At 59.4% G+C, this 22,692-nt stretch carries 21 protein-coding genes; 6 read left to right on the plus strand and 15 right to left on the minus strand.

The window, feature by feature from the left end; all coding sequences use genetic code 11:
• Positions 1-972: FAD-dependent oxidoreductase (locus ABJ076_RS18675; RefSeq protein ID WP_348192434.1), on the minus strand; the 972-nt coding region annotated here is incomplete at its 3' end.
• 161 nt (positions 973-1,133) lie between these two features.
• Here ABJ076_RS18675 and ABJ076_RS18680 point away from each other — a divergent pair.
• On the plus strand, positions 1,134-1,628 hold the full coding sequence (locus ABJ076_RS18680) for an Lrp/AsnC family transcriptional regulator (RefSeq protein ID WP_348192431.1): 495 nt from the start codon (positions 1,134-1,136) through the stop codon (positions 1,626-1,628).
• A 17-nt stretch (positions 1,629-1,645) separates the two neighbouring features.
• Here the strand turns inward: ABJ076_RS18680 and ABJ076_RS18685 are convergent, their stop codons facing one another.
• The 9 genes from ABJ076_RS18685 to ABJ076_RS18725 all read right to left on the minus strand — a co-directional run bounded on the left by ABJ076_RS18685 (position 1,646) and on the right by ABJ076_RS18725 (position 11,536).
• Positions 1,646-3,310 carry an ABC transporter ATP-binding protein gene (locus ABJ076_RS18685; RefSeq protein WP_348192428.1) on the minus strand — a complete coding sequence of 555 codons (1,665 nt, stop codon included), beginning with the start codon at positions 3,308-3,310 and terminating at the stop codon, positions 1,646-1,648.
• Positions 3,310-4,164: an ABC transporter permease gene (locus tag ABJ076_RS18690; protein ID WP_348192426.1), complete on the minus strand. Its 855-nt coding sequence runs from the start codon at positions 4,162-4,164 to the stop codon at positions 3,310-3,312. Before ABJ076_RS18690 ends, ABJ076_RS18685 begins: the two co-directional genes overlap by 1 nt.
• Positions 4,161-5,123, minus strand: a complete 963-nt coding sequence (locus tag ABJ076_RS18695) for an ABC transporter permease (protein ID WP_348192424.1) — start codon at positions 5,121-5,123, stop codon at positions 4,161-4,163. The genes ABJ076_RS18690 and ABJ076_RS18695 overlap by 4 nt, the downstream gene beginning before the upstream one ends.
• 64 nt (positions 5,124-5,187) lie before the next feature.
• Positions 5,188-6,801 (minus strand): ABC transporter substrate-binding protein, encoded by a 1,614-nt coding sequence (locus tag ABJ076_RS18700; protein WP_348192421.1) that lies wholly within the window; start codon positions 6,799-6,801, stop codon positions 5,188-5,190.
• Positions 6,802-6,873: 72 nt separating this feature from the next.
• On the minus strand, positions 6,874-7,605 hold the full coding sequence (locus ABJ076_RS18705; protein WP_348192418.1) for an HAD-IA family hydrolase: 732 nt from the start codon (positions 7,603-7,605) through the stop codon (positions 6,874-6,876).
• Between the two features lie 251 nt (positions 7,606-7,856).
• Entirely contained in the window at positions 7,857-8,768 is a 912-nt protein-coding gene (locus tag ABJ076_RS18710; protein WP_348192415.1) for a glyoxylate/hydroxypyruvate reductase A, read from the minus strand.
• A complete protein-coding gene (locus ABJ076_RS18715; protein WP_348192413.1) occupies positions 8,768-10,141 on the minus strand; it encodes an aspartate aminotransferase family protein in 1,374 nt (457 codons plus the stop codon). Before ABJ076_RS18715 ends, ABJ076_RS18710 begins: the two co-directional genes overlap by 1 nt.
• 22 nt (positions 10,142-10,163) lie before the next feature.
• Positions 10,164-11,000 (minus strand): GNAT family N-acetyltransferase, encoded by an 837-nt coding sequence (locus tag ABJ076_RS18720; RefSeq protein WP_348192411.1) that lies wholly within the window; start codon positions 10,998-11,000, stop codon positions 10,164-10,166.
• 167 nt (positions 11,001-11,167) lie between these two features.
• Positions 11,168-11,536: a cupin domain-containing protein gene (locus ABJ076_RS18725; protein WP_348192408.1), complete on the minus strand. Its 369-nt coding sequence runs from the start codon at positions 11,534-11,536 to the stop codon at positions 11,168-11,170.
• Positions 11,537-11,766: 230 nt separating this feature from the next.
• On the opposite strand from ABJ076_RS18725, the gene ABJ076_RS18730 reads away from it, so the two are divergent.
• The gene (locus ABJ076_RS18730; protein ID WP_348192405.1) at positions 11,767-12,432 is read left to right on the plus strand and encodes a haloacid dehalogenase type II; all 666 of its coding nucleotides are present in this window, start codon (positions 11,767-11,769) and stop codon (positions 12,430-12,432) included.
• 32 nt (positions 12,433-12,464) lie between these two features.
• Complete coding sequence (locus ABJ076_RS18735; protein ID WP_348192402.1) at positions 12,465-13,754, plus strand: FAD-binding oxidoreductase; 1,290 nt, start codon at positions 12,465-12,467, stop codon at positions 13,752-13,754.
• 25 nt (positions 13,755-13,779) lie between these two features.
• On the opposite strand, the gene ABJ076_RS18740 is transcribed toward ABJ076_RS18735, so the two are convergent.
• Both ABJ076_RS18740 and ABJ076_RS18745 read right to left on the minus strand, forming a co-directional pair.
• Positions 13,780-14,703: a GNAT family N-acetyltransferase gene (locus ABJ076_RS18740; protein ID WP_348192399.1), complete on the minus strand. Its 924-nt coding sequence runs from the start codon at positions 14,701-14,703 to the stop codon at positions 13,780-13,782.
• Positions 14,704-15,051: 348 nt separating this feature from the next.
• The gene (locus tag ABJ076_RS18745; RefSeq protein ID WP_348192396.1) at positions 15,052-16,410 is read right to left on the minus strand and encodes an FAD-binding oxidoreductase; all 1,359 of its coding nucleotides are present in this window, start codon (positions 16,408-16,410) and stop codon (positions 15,052-15,054) included.
• A 498-nt stretch (positions 16,411-16,908) separates the two neighbouring features.
• On the opposite strand from ABJ076_RS18745, the gene ABJ076_RS18750 reads away from it, so the two are divergent.
• Genes ABJ076_RS18750 through ABJ076_RS18760 form a run of 3 tightly spaced genes read left to right on the plus strand, consistent with a single transcriptional unit; the run spans position 16,909 to position 19,569 of the window.
• Positions 16,909-17,001 carry an NAD(P)-binding domain-containing protein gene (locus ABJ076_RS18750; RefSeq protein ID WP_348192393.1) on the plus strand — a complete coding sequence of 31 codons (93 nt, stop codon included), beginning with the start codon at positions 16,909-16,911 and terminating at the stop codon, positions 16,999-17,001.
• 3 nt (positions 17,002-17,004) lie between these two features.
• Positions 17,005-18,558 (plus strand): galactarate dehydratase, encoded by a 1,554-nt coding sequence (garD, locus tag ABJ076_RS18755; RefSeq protein WP_348192390.1) that lies wholly within the window; start codon positions 17,005-17,007, stop codon positions 18,556-18,558.
• A 42-nt stretch (positions 18,559-18,600) separates the two neighbouring features.
• Positions 18,601-19,569, plus strand: a complete 969-nt coding sequence (locus ABJ076_RS18760) for an SMP-30/gluconolactonase/LRE family protein (RefSeq protein WP_348192387.1) — start codon at positions 18,601-18,603, stop codon at positions 19,567-19,569.
• Between the two features lie 59 nt (positions 19,570-19,628).
• On the opposite strand, the gene ABJ076_RS18765 is transcribed toward ABJ076_RS18760, so the two are convergent.
• The 3 genes from ABJ076_RS18765 to hisD are packed head-to-tail and all read right to left on the minus strand — an operon-like array spanning position 19,629 to position 22,686.
• The gene (locus ABJ076_RS18765; RefSeq protein WP_348192385.1) at positions 19,629-20,627 is read right to left on the minus strand and encodes an alcohol dehydrogenase catalytic domain-containing protein; all 999 of its coding nucleotides are present in this window, start codon (positions 20,625-20,627) and stop codon (positions 19,629-19,631) included.
• A complete protein-coding gene (locus ABJ076_RS18770; protein WP_348192383.1) occupies positions 20,624-21,376 on the minus strand; it encodes an SDR family oxidoreductase in 753 nt (250 codons plus the stop codon). The genes ABJ076_RS18765 and ABJ076_RS18770 overlap by 4 nt, the downstream gene beginning before the upstream one ends.
• Positions 21,373-22,686 (minus strand): histidinol dehydrogenase, encoded by a 1,314-nt coding sequence (gene hisD, locus ABJ076_RS18775; protein ID WP_348192381.1) that lies wholly within the window; start codon positions 22,684-22,686, stop codon positions 21,373-21,375. Before hisD ends, ABJ076_RS18770 begins: the two co-directional genes overlap by 4 nt.
• Positions 22,687-22,692 lie beyond the last annotated feature (6 nt).

Raw genomic sequence — 22,692 nt, forward strand, 5'->3', positions numbered from 1 at the left:
TTGCCGGTCCATCGACCAGCGCGACCGGCTTTCGAATCCGGCATTCCATGCCTGAAGTCCTCCCGGACGCAAAGCGCGCCAGCGTTTGGCAAACATCGGCAGAAAATGCTTGGCTCCAAAAAGCGCGCCTGGTGTCGGGTCAAGATGGCCCCGGCCCGAGATGGCCAGGGTATGCCCGCCGTCGCCCCGACGGGTCACTGATACGGACGCAGTATGCAAAGCCGGCGGCAATCCCTCCGCGCCCGGTTTCACGGAGAGGATCGAGCTACGGACCGCCGCCTGCGGGAATTCCACACCAAGCTGCCGGAGGAAACTACTCGCCCATGCACCTCCGGCCATAACCACTTGCGTCGTCGCGATCACGCCACGTTCGGTGATCACGCCGGAGACAGCGCCGGCCGAAAGCTCAAGTCCACGTGCAGCGCAATTCTGCACAACCCGGCTGCCATGTTTCAGAACGCCTTTCGCGATGAGCGGTGCAGCGCGCGACGGATCGGCGATACCATCGCTCGGCGACCAGACGCCACCACGCCAGCTCTGCCCTGTCGCAACCCCGCGCTCCGTCGCCTCTTTCCCATCCAGCATGCGGGTATCCACGCCTTCACCGCGCGCGAACCGGCCCCAGTCCGCCCAGCCTTCTATCTCAGTCTCGCTGTTCGAGAGATAGAGCAACCCGCAGCGCCGGAAGCCCAGATCCTCTCCGAGATCCGCCGTCATCTCCTCCCAGAGGGCAAGGCTCTTCGTCGAAAGCGGCAATTCTCGCGCGTCTCTGTTCTGCTGTCGGCACCAGCCCCAGTTCCTGCTCGATTGCTCGCCACCGATCACGCCTTTCTCCAGCAACACGACCGACTTTCCGGCACGCGCAAGCCAATAAGCCGCACTCACGCCGACAATCCCGGCACCGATAACAACACAATCCGCTGACGCAGGCAGAATGTCTTCAGTGGTGATGCGCAACAAAGGGGCGGACATGGAGTTCTCCTATCATTCAGGCAATTCTATTCGCAATCGACCGATGGCGGCTACCGGATGCCCAACGTTTCGCAGCATAATCTGCTAAATTTAATTGACAGAAACACGTCGCTGATTTTTCTGCTGAAACATCGCGCCTCTAGCGCCTCAGGGAAGACGTCATGGCCAACCGCCACAAGCTCGACCGGATAGACCTCAAGATTCTCACGGAATTGCAGCGCAATGGCAGGATCACCAATGTCGAGTTGGCGGATCTCGTCAATTTGTCGCCGTCACCTTGCCTGATGCGCATGAAGAAGCTTCAGAAGGCCGGGTACATTACGGGATATACCGGGCAGATCGACGTCTCAAAACTCGGCGAAACGATGACTGTCTTCACCGAGATCACACTGAAGAATCACCGGCAGATCGATTTCGCCCGCTTTCAGGAGGCGATCGAGAAAATCGACAGTTGCGTAGAGTGTCATCTGGTCTCCGGGGGCTACGATTACATGCTGAAATTCGTGACGTCCGGGATCGTCGATTATCAGAACATCATCGAAACACTGATCGACCGCGATGTCGGGATCGACAAGTATTTCAGCTTCGTCGTGATAAAGACGCCCTTCGTGAAGAACCAGCTGCCCCTGACACGTCTTTTTAGCGACAGGCTCTGAAAGAACCAGCGCTCGCGTCAGCGACGGGAGAAAGTCGCGACCAGTTCAGGATCCTGTTCAAGCCCCGAGAGCCAGCCCGTATCGAGCTTCGGGACCGAGGAGATCAGCAACTTCGAATAGGGATGTTCGGCTTCTCGCGCCATTTTGGCTGCCGGCAAGGACTCCACGATCTCGCCCTTATACATGACCAGAACATCATCGCAGATCGCCTCGACCGTCGAGAGATCGTGGCTGATGAAGAGATAGCTCAGGCTCAATACGCGCTGGAGTTCCTCGAGCAACTCCAGGATCGCCGCCGCAACGACCGTGTCGAGCGCCGAGGTAATCTCATCGCAAAGGATAAGCTCGGGCTCGGCCGCCAGCGCTCTGGCAAGATTGACACGCTGCTTCTGCCCTCCTGAAAGCTCTCCCGGCAGGCGGTGGCGCAACTCGGCGGGCAGTCGAACCATATCGAGCAGCTCGATCACGCGTGCCTCCTGCGCACGCCCGGAAAGACCACGATAGAACTTAAGCGGACGCCCAAGAATGGCTCCGATGGACTGCGCCGGGTTGAGCGCGGTATCGGCGAGCTGGAAAACGATCTGCGCCCGCCGCAACTCCTCCTTCGTCCGTTCCTCCAGGGACAGACCCAGTTCCTGACCAGCCAACATCACATACCCGCGATAGGCCGGAACAATACCTGCGATCGCCCGCGCCAGCGTTGACTTGCCGGAACCAGATTCTCCGATCACGCCGAGATTGCGCCCGCGCTCCAACTTGAAACTCACATCCTTCAGAATCTTGATCTGCGGCTCGCCGCCAGCGACGTGCCCATATCCCGCATGGAGGCCCTCGACCTCCAGGATCGGTTTCTCCAGTGCGCCCCTAGGGACCGCGAAGGGCACATGCGGCACCGGCTCGAAAGCCGCCAGAAGCTCTTTCGTGTAGGCATGGGTCGGCGCTTCGAGGATCTGCTGCGTTGTCCCCGCTTCCTGAATTTCCCCGCCTTTGAGGACGATGATCCGATCGGCAATCTGCGCCACGACCGCAAGATCGTGGCTGACATAGACGCCGGCCATACCGCCCTTTTGCATCACATCCTTGAAAGCCCGGAGTACCTCGATCTGAGTTGTGACATCGAGGGCGGTTGTGGGCTCGTCGAAGATGACCAGCTGCGGGTCCCCGATCAGGGCCATCGCGGCCGAAAGACGCTGCAACTGCCCGCCAGAAACCTGATGAGGATAACGGTTGCCGATGTTCTCGGGATCCGGCAAGGCGAGTGCACGAAAAAGCTCCACCGCCTTCTTTTCAGCCTCGACGCGCGGCATTAACTCGTGAATGGTCGAGATCTCGATCACCTGCCGGATGATCCGCTGGCTCGGGTTGAAGGCCGCCGCGGCGGATTGCGGTACATATGAAACCGCCGTGCCACGCAAGCTGCTGCGCGCGCGCTCGTCCATTTCGGTGATGTGGTGCATGCCCACGCAGATCTCTCCGCCGGTGATTTCGCACCCAGGTCTTGCATGGCCCATGAGCGAGAGGGCGATAGTGGTTTTGCCGGAGCCGGACTCCCCGATCAGGGCGACGATCTCTCCGGGAGCGATGTCGAAATCGACCCCTTTGATAATCTTCAGCCGCCGCCCTGCATCGGTGGTCGCATCGACGGTCAGGCCGCGAACGGAAACAATCGGGCCGTCAGTCATCATTCGCTCCTGTCGCGGATCTTGGAGGGCAAATTATCGATGAACATGTTCACCGAAATCGTCAGTGTGGCGATGGCGATCGAGGGAAAAATCACCGCAGGCGCACCGAGAGACAGACCCTCGATATTTTCGCGCACCAGCGCACCCCAGTCGGCATTGGGTGGCTGCACGCCAAGCCCGAGGAATGACAGACCAGACAGCACGAGCACAATGAAGACGAAGCGCAGACCGAGATCCGCCAGCACCGGCCCAAGGATGTTCGGCAGGATCTCGCGCAGAATCAAATAAGGCGTCCGCTCGCCGCGGGCACGGGCGACGGTGACGAAGTCCATCGTGTTGATGTTCACGGCAAGGGCACGGGCAAATCGGTAGGAGCCGGGCAGATAGACCACCGCCAGGGTCAGAACCAGAACCGGGATTGAAGAGCCGACGGCGGCGACCACGACGAGCCCGAACAGCAGCGACGGAATGCCGTTGAAGGCATCCAGCAGGCGCGAGAGGATGATATCGAACCAGCCGCCTATCACAGCCGCGACCATCCCGAAAATGATGCCCCCGGTGCAGGCCAGTGTCACCGCCGCAAGCGATATGCCGACCGTGTAGCGAGCACCCATCAGAACGCGCGAAAAAATGTCCCGGCCGAGATAGTCGGTGCCCATCCAGAAGGCGCTGCTCATCGGGCTGAAATAGTCCCAATCGACGATCTTTCCGACCGGATAAGGGGTCAGCCACGGCCCCGCGACCGCGACAACCGCCCAGAAGAGGATGATCGCCAGCCCTATACGGCCGACCCAGTTGAACCTGTGGCCAGGTTTTCGGTTAGCGGGCAAGCGGAAGGAGTTTTTTTCACTCATCTGTGACGCAACCGGGGATTGGCTAGAATGGCGATCATGTCCGCCAGCGTGATCAGCGAGATATAGCTGACGCAAAAGATCATCGCGCAGGACTGGATCAGGGGAAGGTCGCGGGTGGCGACGGCATCGACCATGAGCTTCGCGACACCAGGGTAATTAAAGATCGTCTCGACGATGATAACGCCGCCAACGAGATAACTGAGCGACAACGCCACCGCGTTGGCGATCGGACCCAGCGCATTCGGAAGCGCATGGATCAAGACCCGGCGCGTCCGTGAGGCGCCTTTGAGAAGCGCCATTTCAACATAAGGCGTGTTGATCGTCTCGATCACCGCGGCGCGGGTCATGCGGATCATCTGGGCGGAGACGACAAATGCCAGCGCGATCACTGGCATCGCATAGGCGCGCAGCATATCCAGAACGGATCCGATATCGGCGCCAAAAGAGAGGGCCGGAAGCCATTTCAGCCACACCGCAAAGATCAGAACGGCGAGCGTCGCGACCATGAATTCGGGAATGGAGATCACGGAAATCGTCAGGATCGAGACAGCCCGGTCGAAGATAGAGCCACGCCACATGGCCGCACCAATGCCGAGCCCCAGAGCAATGGGCACTGAGATGACGGTCGTCACGGCAGCGAGGCGCATGGAATTGGTAAGCCGCCCGCCGATCAGTTCGACGACTTCCACATTATTGACGTAGGAGGTCCCGAGATCACCGGAGACCAAGCCGGTCAACCAGCCGAGAAAACGGCTCATGGCGGACTCATCCAGGCCCATAGCCGTGCGCAGTCCGGCTACGGCCTCGGGCGTCGCCGCCTGACCGAGCAGGATCTCGGCCACGTCGCCGGGCAGAAGTTCCGTCGCGAAAAACACGGCAAAAGACACGATGATCAAGGTGATCATCGCGATGCCTAGTCGCTGCGACATGAGGAACCAGGGAACCAAAGATGCGGGCAAGCCTACCTCCCGGAATGGAGAAGCCCGCGCGAAACAATTCCGCGCGGGCCAGGATGGTGGTGGATCAGCCCTCGAGCCAAACATGCTCCGCGAACGCGTAGCCCATCATGCCGCCAAGCGGATTGGACTTGAGCCCCTTGAGCTTGGTGCTGATCGCGTCGACGCCGGAGATATAGGCCGGAATGACGGTGCCTGCCTCGTTAGCGACCATTTCCTGCATGTCCCAATAGATCGCTGTCCGCTTTTCGTCGTCCAGCGCTCCCCGTGCCTCAACCAGCATGCTGTCGAACTTGGCCGACTTGAACTGGCTCTCGTTCCATGGCGCGTCGGAGGAATAGAGCAGCGAGAACAGGATGTCCGGCGTCGGGCGTGGATTGATGTTGCCGAAATGAACCGGCGCCTTCAGCCAGTAGTTCGACCAATAGCCGTCCGAGGGAACGCGCTGCACATCGAGATCCATGCCGATTTCTGCACCCGCCTGCTGCACGATCGTGGCCATATCGACCGAGGCGGTAGCGGCATCGGATGCGACGACCGGAATCTTCTGCCCCAGCAGCCCGGCTTTTTCGAAATGATACTTCGCCTTTTCCGGATCGAAGGCGCGGGGAGCAAGGTTCGGATTGTGATAGCGGTTGGCGGGCGACACCGGCTGATCATTGGCAACCTCGGCAAAGCCACGGAGCACGGATTTCTGGATCGCCTCGCGATGGATCAAATACTTCATACCCTCGACGAAGTCGGACTTGGCGCCAGGCTCAAGGTCAAGGCGAATGTTGAGATTGGTGTAATTGCCTGCCGTGGTCACAAAGGTTTCCACCGAAGGCTGGTTTTCCAGCATCCGCAGAGACCGAGCCTTGATTGATGCCGCGAGCTGGATGTCTCCGGAAAGCAGGGCATTCACCCGTGCATTGTTGTCGCTGATGGCGAAGAACTCGAAGCTGTCGAGATAGGGGCCCTCAGACTTGAAGTAATTCGGATTCTTGGTTGCGATGGAGCGAACGCCCGGCTCAAACACCTCGCAGACGAATGCACCCGTACCGTTGGCTTTGCTGAAATCGGTCGTGCCGTCGGCGATGATCATGAAATGGTGCAGAGCAAGGATCGTCGGCAGGTCCGCATTCGGCGCCGCGAGAACAATCTTCACCGTCAGATCGTCGATGGCTGAGATTTCCGACATTTGCTTGGCGATCGAATTAACCTTCGATCCAACAGCCTTATCCAAGTGGCGCTTCAGGGAATAGACGACGTCGGCAGCGCTCAGCGTTTTGCCGTCATGGAAGACCACGTCGCTCTTCAGCTTCACTTCCCAGGTCTTGGCATCATCGGAGGAGATGCTATCCGCCAGTTCCATCTGAACCTGACCGGCACTATCGAGGACGGTCAGGCGATTGTAGAAAGCGCAGCAGCGTACATAGTCGGTGGACAGCGATGCTTTCGCCGGATCCAGCGTATCGGCGGTCGAGGAGGACCAGCCCGCGGCCTTCAGGGAGCCGCCGCTTACCGGGGTCGCGGCCACCGCGTCGGAGGCACGCAGAAGCAGCCCGCTGCCTGCGGACATGGCAACGCCGGACGCCATCAGCATCTTCAGCAGATCACGGCGCGAGGCACCATGCCGGATGGCGTTTTCGATTGAGGAGTCGTCGCGGCCGGTCCAATTGGTCGGTAGTGTCTTAGTCATCTCAATTTCCCTGTTTCGTTTGAGGGCCACTTCCGGTTCTTGTCGCCGTGTCGGGCCGGTGGTGCAGTGGTCTCAGGTCCTGAAAGCGCTCTCTGCCGCTTTCGAAAGATCGATAAGCGCGTCGAATCGGTAATCGGGTTCGGTAAAGCTCTTGGGGGCGATTGTTCCGCCATAACCCTGCTGGGCATGACGGCGCTGGATCCAGACATTGGTCATGCCCAGCGCGCGTGAGACGCCGATATCGTGGTGCTGGCTCTGGGCGGTGTGAAGGATGTCTCCTTTGCTACCGCCATCCTTCTCGACGAAGGCGAAGACCTGATGGAAATAATCCGGGTCAGGCTTCTCGGTTCCGGTGTCGTCGGTTGTGAAACCGGCCCAGAACGGATTACCGAGCTTTTCGGCGTATTTCTCGAAGGCCCAACGACGAGCATTGGTCATCGCAATCAACTTGTAGCGGGCTTTCAGCATCGCCATCGCATCGGAGGAGTCTGGAAACGGCTTCGCGTCCCCGACCCGTTCGATCATCAACTGGCGGTATTCCTCTGTATCGGGTAACCCAAAGGCTTTTGCGATCTTGGAATAGCAACGCCCGAGATCATCGGGAAATCGCTCGGCCTCGGGCTCATAGCGCGCTTCGCGATAGACCGAAAGCGCAGCCTCACCATCGATCTCCCGGCTTTCGCGAGCGGCGATCTCCGCCAAGCCATCCTTGATCGCACCTTCAAAATCGATGAGCGTGCCGACCACGTCGAAAGTGACGTATGAAAACGCGGAGAGCGGTTTTACGGCCGTTTCTGTTGTCATCAGGATAGCCCTTTCGGTCACACGCCACAGTCAGCAGCATATTCTGTTGTTAGCTCGGAGGATTCCTGCCTGGCCATTGACGACGGCCACTCTCGCCCTGCTTTTTTGTATTTCGGGCGGTTGGCCCTATTCCCTGTTTGATTCAGTCTCCCCCCATATGAGCTCCAAGATTCTCCAAATCTTGGCTCATACACGGCAGAATCTTCCGTATTACGGAGCTGAGCGGAATTTCTCGCTACGGGCGGAAAGTGTCAGTAACCGACGGTCGTATCGACCAACCCGGGCAATGCCGCGCCGGCGCGGCTGGAACGGAGGACCGCCAGCGCATGCTCCGCCCCTTCCCGGTGATCCGTGCTCGCGGCCACATGAGGCGAGACGATCACGCGCGGGTCGGTCCATGCCCAATGGTCCTCGGGCAAAGGTTCGGGGTTCGTCACATCGAGCATTGCGGAGCCGAGCCGCCCGCTATCGAGCGCGGAACGCAAATCCGCCATGTCGAGCTGCGCACCGCGTCCGGCATGGACCAGATGCGCCCCTTTCGGCATTTTTGAAAACAGTTCGGCGTTCAATAGCCCCCGGGTCTCGTCGGTCAGCGGCAGAAGGCAGATCAACACGTCGCTCTCATGCAGGAACGGCTCTAGTGCGTCGGCACCGAAGATCCGCACCCCCTCGACCGCTGTGCCGGAACGGGAAAAACCGGCCACATTGAAACCAAGTCCCCCGAGTGTCTTGGCCACCAGCCGCCCGATCCGCCCCATCCCCATGATCCCGACCCGCCCGTTCCGCGCCAGCGGGACGTCGTGAGCCTTCCAGTGTCCGCTTGTCGCTTGGGACAGATAGGTCGGCATGTCGCGATAGAGCATCAGCGTCGCCATCACGACCCAATCGCGTACCATTTCATCGATGCCCGGCGATAGGGTGCGGCAAAGCCTGACACCCTTCGGCATCGCCGGCATCTGATCGACCCCTGCGCCGACCGAAATAACCAGTTCGAGATTAGGATAGATCCCAAGATCGGCGGGAGGCGTCCAACAGGCGAGATAGCGAATGTCGGCAGGATCCTTGACCTGATCGGCGCCGCAATAGAGGGTCTCCCCGGCCTCGGCAAAGACCTGCGCCCAGACAGCCGCACGCTCCGGGAAAGTTTGCAGCAAGAACCCCATCAGCCAAGAATCTCACGGATCTCCGGATCTTCCAGCGTCAGATCCAGAACCTTTCGGGTCCGCTCGACGATCTGGTCTATCTCCTCCATCGTGCAGCAAAGGGGCGGCGCATAACCGAAGATGCCCTGCGCAAAAGAGCGTATCACCAGTCCCTCTTCCCAGGCCCGGTCGAAGAGCCGGGTCGCGGGCTGCACGCTTGCCGGAAGCGGGATCTTCTTTTCCTTGTCCGTGACAAGCTCGACCGCCGCCAGCATCCCGCGCCCGCGCACATCGCCTACCAATGGATGATCGCGCAAGGTGTCGAGGCCGCTCATCAGGCGCGCGCCCGCCTTACGGCCATTCTCAAGCAACCCGCCTTCGTAAAGCGACAAGACTTCAAGTCCGACCGCAGCCGAGACCGGATGGGCTGAGTAAGTGAAACCATGTCCCACAGCCTTCATTCCCGCGCTCTCGGCGATCGTCTCGTAGACCCCGTTGGACATCAGAACCGCACCCATCGGCACATATCCCGAGGTCAGCCCCTTCGCCACAGTCATGAGGTCGGGAACGATCCCTTCCTCCTCGCAGGCAAAGAGAGGACCCGTGCGGCCAAAGCCGGTAATAACTTCATCGGCGACGAACAAGATCTCCATCTCGGCGCAAGCGTCGCGCATTGCCTTGATCCAGCCCTTCGGCGGCACCAGCACACCCCCGGAGCCCTGGATCGGCTCGACATAAAACGCGGCCACGCGCTCCGCGCCAATCTCTGCGGCCTTCGCCTTAAGTTCGGCAACCGAAGCAGCGATCACCGCATCGGCGTCGTCTCCGAGCGGATTGCGATAGAGATAGTGCGACGAAATTTTATGCTGCCACGCATAGGGAACGCCGAAACCGTCGTGAAAACCGGGCAGAGCCGTCAGGCCCGCGCCAGCTGAGCTCGATCCGTGATAGCCCTGCTCGACAGAGATAAACTGATCTCGGTCCGGCTGCCCCTTGGCATGCCAATAATAGCGGACGAAGCGGATCGTGCTGTCGACGGCGTCGGAGCCGCCAAGAGAGAAATAAACGTGGTTCAAGTCCCCCGGCGCGCGTTCGGCAAGGGCGGCTGCAAGCCGGATCGGCGCCTCGGCACCGAGATCGAAATAACCCGTCGCATATGGCAGCTTGCGCATCTGCTCTGCTGCGGCTTCAACGATGCTTTCATGACCGTAGCCTGCATTCACGCACCACAGCCCGGCAAAGCCGTCGATCAGTGTACGGCCTTCGGAATCAGTGACGGTCGCGCCTTTTGCGCCGGTCAGGATACGAACGCCGCGCGCTTCATGGCCCCGGAACGAGGATACCGGATGCACCAGATGGCAGCGGTCGAGTTCGGTGAGGGAATTGGCCAGCATCAAAATCTCCGTTTCCGCGAGGTCAGCCAAGCGCCTGGGCGGCAAGGGCAAACGTTTTATGTTCTGAGGTTGGGCGCGACTTCGGGCCGCACACCATTGCGGTGCCGCCTCCGACATGGGAAAGCCCGAGGCTTTCGACGAATTGCGGCTCGGCCACGTTCATCGGCATGTCGATACGCAGGAACTGCCCTTCGACCCTGCTCGCAGCCGCGGCTATTAAGGCGCGGGCCGTAACGGCGTCGCGGGCGACGATCGGTCCGACCAATTGGCCGCGTCCGAAAGGCCGCAACATGGCAAATCCGCCTTCTGCCCGAAAGACCGTCCCGATGCCAGCAATCCGAGTCAGGAGGGCACCGCGATCCATACCCGAAGCAGCAAGATCGAGCGTCGTGAACGACATGAGGTCGGCCGCCTCAACCGCGTCGACTTCCTCCACCGCGCGTTCCGGCGTAGCAGCCTTTGCAATCCCTTGATGCTGAAGGATTTCGCCAACGGCCTGGAAGCCTAGCTTCTCGTAGAGCGGCAGACCGTCGGCGGTCGCAACAAGGCGCAGTTCGCGCGCATCGGTACCATCCATCATCTGGGCCATCAGTTTGCGGCCAAGACCTCGACCACGCATCCGCGCATCGACAATGATCATGCTGAGCGTGGAAACGTCACCGAAATCCGACCGCAAGGCGGTGCCCACGACGTCGTCGCCGTTGAGCGCGACGACCCCGGTGGAGACGGAATGCACAAGCTTCCAATCTTCGGGACGGTGAGGCCAGGAGGCCTCGCGCGAAAGCCTCACCGCGCCATCGATATGTCGGCCGGTGAAAGCGTCCGAGGAAAGAATCTCCTGCGTCGCTGAACGGTTCATGAAAACTCCAATGATCGTCATGTTTGCACTGAGATTAGGCGCCGAGAGGCGGCATGATCGCCCAGATTGGCCGTCATCGCGGCACTTTGCGTCGCCGCCGCGCCACGGGACCGCAGAAAATTCCACACCAGCCCATAGCGCGCAGAATACCGGTTAGAGATCCAGCTTCAGCTCGCGATGACCCAAATCTTTCGCACCGTCTCCAGCGTCTGCCAGGTGCCAACGAAACCCGGCTTCATGACGAAACTCTCGCCAGCGCCGAAGTCTCGACTTTCACCACCCTCTTCGGTCAGGCGCGCACGGCCGGAAATAAGGTAACAGAACTCGAATGTCTCACCCTTGATCGAGCGAGTCGTTCCCGGGGTCGCTTCCCAGATTCCGGTGCGGATCTTGCCCCATTTCGCCGCTTCGGCCAGAGCCGTATCGAGCTCCCAGGTCCGGAAGACCGGATTGCCGTCAAGGAGGCGCTCGGGCAGCGCTTTGTCTTCGCGCGGAGCAAAGTCGGGGGTAAGAGACAGCGGGACGAGGTTGGCCATTTCAAGCTCCGTCGGTTAGGAGAACACATCGCCCCGGGCATCCGCTCGGGACCAGATGACCATCGCCCACCCCGACCGGCACGGGCCGCCGAAAGCACCCTCGTTGCGGCATTGCATGCCGCAACCGGGACCGGATACACAATTTCCTGCGCCGAAATGCGAAAACGCGGCAATCTCTGTTGGCTGGCTTGCGCAATGTTGAAGGCAGAACAGAAATCTCGGAGCAGTCCATGACCTTCCGCCCCAAATTCATCACCTTCGACACCCACGGCACGATGATCTTCTTCGACATGGGGGGGGCGGCACGCGACCATTACGCGGGCATACTCTCGCCGGAGCAGATGGAGGTTTTCATCAATAATTTCTCGGCCTACCGGGTGGATGAAATTCTTGGAGACTGGAAGCCGTATGCTGAGGTCGTCCACAACGCGCTAGAGCGCACCTGCAAGCGCAACGGCGTCGCGTTCGATCCCGCCGTTGCAGAGGATATCTACAATCGCGTGCCGACCTGGGGACCACATGCGGACGTGCCGGCCGGACTCGCAAAGGTCGCCAAAGAGATCCCTCTGGTGGCGCTGACTAATTCGATGAATGCGCAGATCCCGCATAATATCGCCAAGCTTGGCGCCCCCATCGCCCATGTGTTCACTTCGGAAAGCGCCGGTGCCTACAAGCCACGAATGCGCGCCTTTGAATACATGTTCGACATGCTCGGCTGCGGACCGGAAGACGTGGTGCATGTCTCCTCCAGCTTCCGCTACGACCTGATGACCGCGCATGACCTGGGCATCAAGCACAAGGTCTGGGTCAATCGCGGTCATGAGCCGGCGAACCCCTATTACGGCTACACGGAAATCGCCGACATTTCCGGCCTTGCCGGCGCCGTCGGCCTCTGAGATCTGCCCCCGCCCGCTTTCCGGAGACAGAGATGAAACTCACATCATACTGGCATGACAGCGCCTCCGCCTTTACCGGTGCCGAGACCGACCCCGTCGAGGGGGACGTAGACGTCGCGATCATTGGCGGTGGTTTCACGGGGCTCAATGCCGCGCGGCGTTTGGCCAAGGCCGGCGTGCGTATCGCTCTGCTCGAGGCCAGACATATCGGCGCGGGCGGCTCCGGTCGCAATGGCGGGCATCTCAATAACGGTATCGCGCACGGCTATGCGGACGCCAAAGCCCATCTCGGCGCGGAACGGGCCCATGCCCTCTATCGCGCCCATGACCGTTCCATCGAGATGATTGAGGAGGTTATCGCCGAGGAAGGAATCGACTGTGATTTCCGCCGCGCCGGCAAGCTCAAGCTGGCCTCCAAACCCAGCCATGTCGCCGGGCTGCGGGCCAATTTCGAGCTTATCCAGCGGGAAGTCGATGCAGACACACGCTGGCTCGAAAAAGAGAATCTCACGGAAGAAATCGGCTCCCCCCGTTTTCACGGCGCCATGCTCTATGAGAAGGCAGCGATGATGCATATGGGACGGTATGCGACCGGATTGGCGGATGCGGCATGCCGCCACGGCGCCCGGATCTGGGAAAACGCGCCGGTGCAGAGCCGAGCCCGGGCAGGAAGCGGATGGGAGCTCGCGACCCCAAGAGGCACGCTCCGCGCCGATCGGGTGGTGCTCGCCACCGGTGCCTATACCGGGCAAGTCAAGGCCGCGCCCTTCGGCTGGTTCCGCCGCCGCATCATTGCAGTCGGCTCCTTCATCATCGCCACCCGGCCTTTGACAGACGTCGAAGTGGCCGCGACGCTGCCGGGCAATCGCACTTGCGTCACCTCGATGAATATCGGGAATTACTTCCGCCTCTCGCCAGACAATCGCTTGATATTCGGCGGCAGAGCCCGTTTTTCCGCCGTCTCCGACGAGCAGTCGGACGCAAAATCTGGTGAGGTTCTGCGTGAGAGTCTTGCCCGCACCTTTCCCCATCTGGCCAATATTGAAATCGACTATTGCTGGGGAGGTTTGGTCGGTATGACGAAGGACCGGTTCCCGCGCGCGGGTGAACAGGACGGCTTGATCTATGGCATGGGCTACTCCGGACACGGAGCGCAGATGTCGACCCTCATCGGACAGAGCCTGGCCGACATGGCAATGGGACAGAAGGATACCAACCCGCTCGCCGGGCTCGACTGGCCGGCGATCCCCGCCTATTCGGACAAGCCCTGGTTTCTGCCTTTTGTCGGACTCTGGTTCGGCCTGAAGGATCGGCTGTCCTGAGCGTCCGATCGGCGCGAGAGCGTGCTTACCCGATCGAATGCGCCGCCAGGCCGAAAAGTTGAATGCCTTCGCTTGACCGACGATGAGGGCCGATACGCATTTCTGTGACCGTTTCGTACACGCCCATCCCCGCCGCCGCCAGGAAGCCGGTGAAAGGCTCGCTCTGCAATGGTGTGTCAAGACGCATAAAGCTGCCGACATTGGCCTGAACCAACGGCGCGATCATCTGCATCGCGATCCGGTCCGCCTCGGCGACGACCGGCCCGATTACCTTGCCTCGTCCGAACGGCCGCATCAGGGCATAGCCGACGATCTCGCCATTGCGCAACGCGATGCACCCCTCGGACAATTCAAGCAGCACCTTCAAAACCTCGGATCGGTCCGCGCCGAAAGCGGGCTGGTCGATGGCGAGCAAGGCGGGGACATCCTCTGGCATGAGTGCCCGGGTCTCGATCCCCTGGGCCGGCGTCGGCGAATGGATATCGCGCGCGATCCCCTGATGCTGCCAGATCCTGTTTACCGGAATGAAGCCCGCGCTCTCATAGAGGGAATAGCCTGCATGGGTCGCGCTCAGCCGCAGGTCACGCCCCTCGCAGTCGGTCATGATGCTGTTCAGCAGCCATCTTCCTGCGCCCTGGGTCTGCAGCCGCGGCGCGGTGACCATCATACCGAGCATCGCGAAATCGCCGCCCATATTGAAATACATGGCGGAACCCATCGCGCGGCCGATCTCGTCGATCGCGAGATAGCCCTCTCCCAAAGCCAGGAAGAGATCGAGATCGTGATCCCGATGCGGCCAGAATACGCCGAGGGTCAATTCATGCAGCAAATGCCGGTCTGCCGATTCAATCCGGCGCGCTGTCGCCTGATAGCAGTCAAGCGTCAGACGGCTTTCAGCGGCGGCACTCTCGCGCGGCCCCTGTGCGTTGGTGTTCAGATTCTGGCTCATCGACTTCCCGGATCATCCCTTGCCAGCATCCAGCAACGGAACCGCGCACAGTTCAAGTGTCCAATTGATCATGGCATGACGACAGCGGACTATTCTGCCGTTTCGAGCAATCCGGCAAACAAATCTGCGGCCTTCGGTCGCTCGGAATGGCGGTCACTATATTCTTTGACGGCCCTGAAAGAACTCATTCAATCAAAATTATCCCGCAAAACGAGAGATCTCCGCCCCTTGGCGATGGAAGCATTGCAATTTTGCCAACACTGATGGTCGCGACATCGAACGGTATTGATCGATTTCATAAGCCGCTTGGCTGAACTCTCAGTGTTTTGCCAAGGGTGCGGATCATTCCTAAATCCCCGAGGTAACATGCAATCCGGAGCCGTCTGAAAAGCGCGACAGGCGGAACGGGGATGGATCGACGATGGGCGTGTCTCCAAGAACCAGATTTGCCATCAAATGCCCGGCCCCGGGCCCAATTCCGAACCCGTGCCCGGAAAAGCCGGTTGCGATATGTAAGCCCGGCACTTCGCCGACTGGCGAGATGACCGGTATGGCGTCCGGGGTGGCATCGATCAGCCCCGCCCAACTATTTTTAACCGGTTTGCCTTTGAATATCGGAAAGGCGCGATCCAGGTTTTCCCGAGCAGTCCGCATGACAGATGGCACTGGTGCCGGATCAGTGACCCGCATCATTTCAAACGGCGATGGAGCATCCAATTTCCATCGATTGGGAATACGCGCCTCTTCAACAAAGCGCCGCCCCAAACGAAGCATCAGATTGTGCCTCTCAACCCGAAATGCGGGTAAGAAATCCAGCATGTAGCGGAAGCTGTCAGGCACGATATCTGCTGTATTTGCGCTGCCGTTTGCGACGGTGTAGCCACCGTCCGCGCGCTTTCGAAAAGCAAAACCCGCCCCAGAAGTTGAGACAGTTGGTCCGCCCTCAAACGGAGCCAAACGCATGACTGATGCCAGCACTTTCAGTTGCGGCAGGCGCACACCGATATTTCGACAAAACAGGCTGGACCAGATACCGCCGGCGAGGACGACGGACCCGCAGCGCACAGTTCCCAATTCTGTCACGACGCCGGAGATGCTCCCGGCCTCTGTTTCGATTCCGCGAACAGCGCAACGCGTAAGAACGTGCGCCCCAAGCTTCTGCGCCGCACGCGCCATCGCAGGTACCGCCAGCTGCGGTTCAGCGCGTCCGTCACTCTGCGTGTAGAGTGCCCCTTTCCAAGGCACTGTCGATCCAACAGCCAATTCTTCGACCATCGAGGATGTGGCCATTCGGGAATCCAGCTGGAATTCTTCAACCGAACGATGCCAGGCCTCGCGGCGCTCCAATACCCTTTCGTCAGGGCAAAGGTAGACAATGCCGCATTGATGGTAGCCGACATCCGCGTCGACACGTTTTCTCATGCCCCGCCACAATCGTTCGCTCTCAAGCATGAGCGGCATTTCGCGTGGATCACGATGGGATTTGCGCACCCACCCCCAATTCCGGCTCGACTGCTCGCCGGCTATCACACCCTTCTCGCAAAGAAGCGTGGAGACACCTTTTTCCGCCAGCGCCAAAGCTGTTGATACACCGGCAATACCGCCACCAATGACCACCACATCAACCGCCTTGGGCAATTTCGCATCGGCGGCGAACGTGGCGAGCTGAGGTGCCGCATGTTCTCCAAATTCAAATTGTGTGTTCACAGTCAACTCTTCACCGTCTCTGTACGCGCTGAAACCAAATCCGCAATTGTTGTTCGTACACCAATAAAAACCCGAACGGGTACGACACAAAAACACCATGTGCGCCCTTAACAATTCGCGCAATGAGGAACGCCATTCATATCTTCAAATTCGCGCGCGGCGATCCGGAACGCTGGCCATTGAGGCTTAGTCACTGTGCATTTCGGCTGCTGCCGGAGTGGAAGAGTCTCGAAGTATCAACTCGACGTCTACCGGACTATGCGGTGATGCGCGTTTGTTGGCTGGTTTCTCAGAAATGTAGCCGACAACGGTCAATCCGATCGTTTCCGAGGGCACGTCAACTGTCGTAACGGCGAATTGATGTGTATTCGGAATTCGAGATTGTCGATGCCGACAATAGAATTGTCGTCCAGCATAAACATGTTGCCCAAGGCGATGCGTGACGGGATGCTTGCAAACAAGAACAGTGACTACTGAAAAAAAATTTGGGGGAACGTCATGAACAAGATTGGTTTTATCGGTCTCGGCATCACTGGGGACTCGTTGGCCGGGCATTTGATCGCCGCTGATCACGAAGTCGAGCAGGATTGATCAATGTCTGACCACCCCCGCCTTATCCGGATGCATCCGACGGACAATGTCGCAGTCGTCGCCAATGACGGCGGGCTGCTCAAGGGAGTTGAGGTTGACGGCCTCACACTATCCGAAAACATTCCACAGGCGCACAAAGTTGCCCTGACGCCCCTTGCTGAGGGGGAGCCCGTGTTGCGCTACGGCGCTGTGATTGGCCACGCGGCTGTGCCGATACCGGCAGGCTCCTGGGTGAAGGAGACGAATCTAAACATGCCTCTGCCGCCGGTTCTTTCGGAACTGGCAATACCATCGGCCAAGCCTGCTGAACTCACGCCTTTGGAAGGCTATACGTTCCAGGGGTTCCGAAACCGTGATGGCTCGGTAGGAACCCGAAACATTCTAGCGATCACCAACACCGTTCAATGCGTTTCCGGCGTTGTCGGACATGCAGTTGAGCGGATCCGCCGCGAGATACTTCCGCGATTTCCATATGTCGACGATGTTGTCTCGCTTGATCACACTTATGGATGCGGCGTTGCCATCGATGCTCCGGGCGCGGTTGTTCCGATCCGCACCCTGCACAACATTGCCCGCAATCCGAACCTGTCCGAATCCACAATGGTCGTGAGTCTCGGTTGCGAAAAGCTGCAACCATCACGGCTTTTCCCGGACATGTTTGGAACACCGTCTGCGACAGGCGTAGATCAGGCCGATGATGCCAGCCTCATTACCCTGCAGGACGAAACGAATGTCGGTTTCGAAGCGATGATCGCGTCGATTCTCCGGTCTGCGGAACAACATTTGGCGGTCTTGAACGAGAGGAGACGGGAAAGCTGCCCTATCTCGGACCTTGTCGTTGGATTGCAGTGTGGCGGCAGCGATGCTCTGTCTGGCGTTACAGCCAATCCAGCCCTTGGAATCGCCGCCGATCTGATCGTGCGGGCTGGCGGCACGGTGATGTTCTCGGAGGTGACCGAGGTACGCGACGGAATCGACCAATTGGTGGCGCGTGCCGAGACACCAGAAGTTGCGCGGGATTTGATCCGAGAGATGCAGTGGTACGACGACTATCTGGAAGCCGGTCGATCCGATCGCAGTGCCAATACGACGCCTGGTAACAAGAAAGGCGGGTTATCGAATATCGCCGAGAAGGCGATGGGGTCGATCAGTAAATCTGGCTCCATGCCCATTTCCGGCGTGGTCCCGGCGGGTGAACGAGCGTCGCAAAAGGGACTGCTTTTCAACGCGACACCAGCATCCGATTTCATCTGCGGGACATTGCAGCTTGCCGCCGGCATGAATGTTCATGTCTTCACCACAGGGCGTGGCACACCTTATGGTCTTTCCGAGGTGCCGGTTGTTAAGGTGGTCACCCGCACCGATCTCGCGCGGCGCTGGCACGATCTGGTCGATATCGATGCAGGGCGGGTCATCTCGGCCAACGAGACGCTTGAAGCAATGGGGCTCAAGATGTTCGAAAAGATTCTCGCTGTCGCCAGCGGAGAGAAGACGAGCGCGGAACGTCTTGGTCTCAGCAACCAGCTTGCGCTCTTTAATCCGGGCCCGGTAACCTGACCGAACCGGAGCTGCGAGTTCTTTTTGATCGGGAAAGTCACGATGTCAGACGGCGCCAATAAAGTCAGCGAATGGACCCCGTCATCGCGATATCCAGATCCTTCCGTAATCTCGCTGGACCCTAGGTTCGACTCGCTGAAATTACCCCTTGCCGGGATCGAAAGGCTCGCCACCGGGTGCCGCTGGAACGAGGGGCCGGTCTGGTTTGGCGATGGTCGCTACCTTCTCTGGAGCGACATTCCCAATGATCGCATCATGCGTTGGGATGAGGCGACGGGAATAGTGTCCGCCTTCCGCCAACCATCGAACTTTTCAAACGGTCAGACGCGCGACCGACAAGGACGGCTTGTTTCATGTGAGCATGGCGGCAGGCGGGTCACGCGAACCGAGTATGACGGCAGCATCACTGTTTTGATGGACCGCTTTGACGGAAAACGGCTCAACTCCCCGAATGATGTTGTTGTTAAGGCCGACGGATCGGTCTGGTTTACGGACCCACCCTTCGGCATTTTGGGCAATTACGAAGGACATAAGGCGGAGGCCGAGTTAGGGCAGAACGTCTACCGCCTAGATCCGGAGACAGGCGAGGCATCCATCGTCGCCGACGACGTACTCGGGCCAAACGGGCTGGCGTTTTCGCCGGACGAAAGGAAGCTGTACATCGTCGAATCCCGAGGCCAACCAAACCGCAAAATCCTTGAGTACGATGTCTCTCGTGACGGCGTTTCAATTCAAGGAAAACGCGTGCTGATCGATGCCGGGCAAGGAACACCGGACGGATTTCGTGTCGATGTTCTTGGCAATCTTTGGTGTGGTTGGGGAATGGGATCTGAAGAGTTGGATGGCGTCATGGTGTTTTCGCCAGATGGATGCCCCATCGGCCGGATCGCTCTCCCGGAGCGCTGCGCCAACCTCTGCTTCGGAGGACGCGCCAACAGTCGCCTGTTCATGGCATCAAGCCATTCAGTCTATGCGCTGTACGTCAATGTTGCCGGCGTGACCGGCGGCTAGGGAAAACACCAAAGCATGTTTTGTCGCACTACCGGCAAAATAGCGCTCAGGCTACGAATCTATGGCCTGAGTATCGTCTTGGGAGCTCCCACGCGACCAGCATGAATTTCCGCAAAAGCACCTGGACCGTCTTCAAGCGGTCGTTCTTCAGCCCAGTCCAGAGCACCAAGTCGACCGTCGAAAATTGCGTGAGCTGTGTCGTGGAAATCCGTCGGCGTATAGGTATAGGTGCCGATAAAAGTGATTTCCTGCAGGGTCATGCGGCGAATATCGAGTCCTCCGGTTGCCTGACCGAGGCCGATATGGACAATCACTCCGCCCGGTTTCGCGGCAGCGCTAGCCGAAGCCCTTGTTGCTTCGATACCAACCGCGTCCACCACAAGATCGATGGCACCACCCTTCGGGCCGGAGCCCGGCTCCGCAGGGTCGAAAACACGGAAATTGCCGGCGCCGCTGACGGTACTGCGCCTCTCACTATTCGTCTCCGCGATCCAGATCTCACCCGCACCACGGCTCTCGAGGACGAGCGCGGCCCCGAGACCGATGGCTCCGCCGCCAAGCACAAGACAAGCCGAGGACGAAAGAGATCGCTGCAGTATACGCTCAGCTAGCCCCACCGCATGCCAACCGCATGCCATCGGTTCGGCGAGAGACGCTTTCACCGAAGATACATGCTCGGGCACTGTCACAACATTTCGGGCCGGAATTGCGAGATGGGTTGCGAAGGCGCCTTCGCGTGGTGGCATGGAAATTATCTGACGGTCGGGGCACAGATTGGCCCGGCCCTCGATACAGGCCCGGCAGACGCCGCAGGCGACCAGCGGATTAATTGTAACCCGTTCGCCAGTTCGGGGTCCCTGGACAATAGAGCCGGCCGCTTCATGACCGAGTATCAATGGAGCCGGACGGCGCTCGTCATGCCCGAGATAGGCATGCATGTCGGATCCGCAGATACCGACGGCCTCAACCCTGACAAGCAGTTCATCCGTAGCGGGTTCTGCATCCGGAACATTACGCATTTCGAGAGATTCCGGACCGGTATAAACGAGCGCTCTCATTTTGCTGTAAATCCTCCATCCACGAACAAGACCTGGCCCGTAACATAATTGGATGCCGGCGATGCAAGGAAGACAGCGGGTCCGACAAGATCCTGAAGCTCCCCGTTACGGCCGATACAGGTCTGAGCTGCATTGCGGGCGGCCCTATCGGCGTCACCGAAGACGGCTGCCGTCAGTTCGGTGGGGAAAAAACCGGGTGCAAGGGCATTTGCATTTATCCCGTCTGACGACCAGGCCTCGGCCATAGCGCGGGTAAGCTGCACAATCCCGCCTTTGGACGCTCCGTAGGCAATCCCTCCCGGGAAAGCACGTTCGCTTTGCAGCGAGGCAATGTTGATAATGCGGCCCCACCGTCTTTCCTTCATCGCGCCGACGAGACCTTGGGCGAGAAAAAACGGGGTGGCCAGGTTGACGTCCATCGTCGCATTCCAGCCTTCGGTCGTCACATCATCAGCCACTTGACGGGTATTCAATCCAGCCGCGTTAACAAGGATATCCGGAGGGCCGAAAGGCTCGGACAAACGTGAGCATATCGATTGCGCCGCAACTGCGCCGGAAACATCTCCGGCAATGGACGCAGTTTCTCCCTCAGTCTCTGCGGACCACGCTTCCAAAGCCTCAGAACGGCGTGCGACGCCAACAACCCGCGCGCCAAGTTCTGCGAAGGCGGAGGCGATGGCGCGGCCGATCCCGGAACTCGCACCGGTCACCACAGCTACGCGTCCGGAGAGGTCGAAATCGGGTGTCACGAGTCCTCAGCCGCAGAGAGATCAAAATTCTGGCCGGGGAAGTATTTCGCGAGGCGTACATCGGCTGTCCGTGCATGCGCCTCCATCCCCTCAAGACGCGAGATCCGTGCCGTAGCCTCAGCCACGGACATGCTGGCTTCACGGGTGGAGCGCTGCCAGGTGACGGTCTTCATGTATTTGCCGACAAACAATCCGCCGGAATATTTCGCGGCACCCTTGGTCGGCAAAACATGGTTCGGACCGGCAGCCTTGTCGCCAAAGGCAACGGTGGTCTCCTCTCCCAGGAACAAGGAGCCGTAATTGGCAAGGTTGTCGAGCCACCAGTCGAGGTCTTCGGCCTGGACCTGAAGATGCTCCGACGCATAATTATCGGATACCTCCACCGCCTCCTCCCGGCTGTCGACAACCATGATTTCTCCATAGTCGCGCCAGGCGGCTTTCGCATTGTCCGCATTGAACGAGGGCAGTGTGTCGATCAGTTCAGGCACCCGCTCAAGCACTTTTTCGGCCAACGCATGATCGAGCGAGATCAGCCAAACCGGTGAGTTGTAACCGTGTTCGGCCTGTCCCACGAGATCCCAGGCGACAATTTCCGGGTCGGCGGTCGCGTCTGCAATCACCATTGACTCCGTCGGGCCAGCAAACATGTCAATTCCAACCTTGCCGTAGAGAATGCGCTTGGCTTCTGCGACGAACTGATTGCCGGGGCCGACCAGAATGTTGGCTTCAGGTTGTCCGAACAGACCGAAGGCCATGGCGGCAATGCCCTGCACCCCTCCAAGACTCAACACCGCATCGGCTCCGCACAGGTCGAGTGTATAGAGAATGGCGGGGTTGATCCCGACACCGGGCCGAGGCGGGGAGCAGGCCGTTACGTGCCCTACTCCGGCAACCTTTGCCGTCGTGACGGTCATGATCGCGGAAGCGACATGCGAATACCGACCGCCCGGGACGTAACACCCGGCGGCTTGCATCGGGATTTGCTTCTGCCCGGCGATCAGACCGGGAATGATCTCGAACTCCGTGTCCTGGATCGTTGCTTTCTGGACTTCGGCGAAGCGCCTGACATTGTCGTACGAGAACCGGATATCGTCCTTGAGTTTCTGTGGAACCTGTTCAGCGGCGGCGGCAATGGTCTCGGCGGAGACAAGTATTTCGCCATCCCACTTGTCGAACTTGGCCGCATACTCCTGGGCCTTAGCGTCTCCGCCGGCCTCGATCTCGTCGAGTATTCCCTGCACGGTTTCCCGCACATCTTGCTCGCCTGTCGCTGAGGTCTTGGGAGCTTTCTTCAAATACAAAAGGGCCATGACAGC

It is taken from the genome of Nisaea sp. (genome assembly GCF_039990255.1).
In the GTDB taxonomy this organism is placed as follows: Bacteria; Pseudomonadota; Alphaproteobacteria; order Thalassobaculales; family Thalassobaculaceae; genus Nisaea.

Coding starts and splice junctions, on each gene's coding strand:
- ABJ076_RS18700 (WP_348192421.1), bottom strand. CDS start 6,801: ATGACTAAGACACTACCGACCAATTGGACCGGCCGCGACGACTCCTCA.
- garD (WP_348192390.1), top strand. CDS start 17,005: ATGTCTGACCACCCCCGCCTTATCCGGATGCATCCGACGGACAATGTC.
- ABJ076_RS18765 (WP_348192385.1), bottom strand. CDS start 20,627: ATGAGAGCGCTCGTTTATACCGGTCCGGAATCTCTCGAAATGCGTAAT.
- ABJ076_RS18750 (WP_348192393.1), top strand. CDS start 16,909: ATGAACAAGATTGGTTTTATCGGTCTCGGCATCACTGGGGACTCGTTG.
- ABJ076_RS18705 (WP_348192418.1), bottom strand. CDS start 7,605: ATGACAACAGAAACGGCCGTAAAACCGCTCTCCGCGTTTTCATACGTC.
- ABJ076_RS18720 (WP_348192411.1), bottom strand. CDS start 11,000: ATGAACCGTTCAGCGACGCAGGAGATTCTTTCCTCGGACGCTTTCACC.
- hisD (WP_348192381.1), bottom strand. CDS start 22,686: ATGGCCCTTTTGTATTTGAAGAAAGCTCCCAAGACCTCAGCGACAGGC.
- ABJ076_RS18690 (WP_348192426.1), bottom strand. CDS start 4,164: ATGAGTGAAAAAAACTCCTTCCGCTTGCCCGCTAACCGAAAACCTGGC.
- ABJ076_RS18685 (WP_348192428.1), bottom strand. CDS start 3,310: ATGACTGACGGCCCGATTGTTTCCGTTCGCGGCCTGACCGTCGATGCG.
- ABJ076_RS18725 (WP_348192408.1), bottom strand. CDS start 11,536: ATGGCCAACCTCGTCCCGCTGTCTCTTACCCCCGACTTTGCTCCGCGC.
- ABJ076_RS18730 (WP_348192405.1), top strand. CDS start 11,767: ATGACCTTCCGCCCCAAATTCATCACCTTCGACACCCACGGCACGATG.
- ABJ076_RS18760 (WP_348192387.1), top strand. CDS start 18,601: ATGTCAGACGGCGCCAATAAAGTCAGCGAATGGACCCCGTCATCGCGA.
- ABJ076_RS18735 (WP_348192402.1), top strand. CDS start 12,465: ATGAAACTCACATCATACTGGCATGACAGCGCCTCCGCCTTTACCGGT.
- ABJ076_RS18740 (WP_348192399.1), bottom strand. CDS start 14,703: ATGAGCCAGAATCTGAACACCAACGCACAGGGGCCGCGCGAGAGTGCC.
- ABJ076_RS18710 (WP_348192415.1), bottom strand. CDS start 8,768: ATGGGGTTCTTGCTGCAAACTTTCCCGGAGCGTGCGGCTGTCTGGGCG.
- ABJ076_RS18680 (WP_348192431.1), top strand. CDS start 1,134: ATGGCCAACCGCCACAAGCTCGACCGGATAGACCTCAAGATTCTCACG.
- ABJ076_RS18715 (WP_348192413.1), bottom strand. CDS start 10,141: ATGCTGGCCAATTCCCTCACCGAACTCGACCGCTGCCATCTGGTGCAT.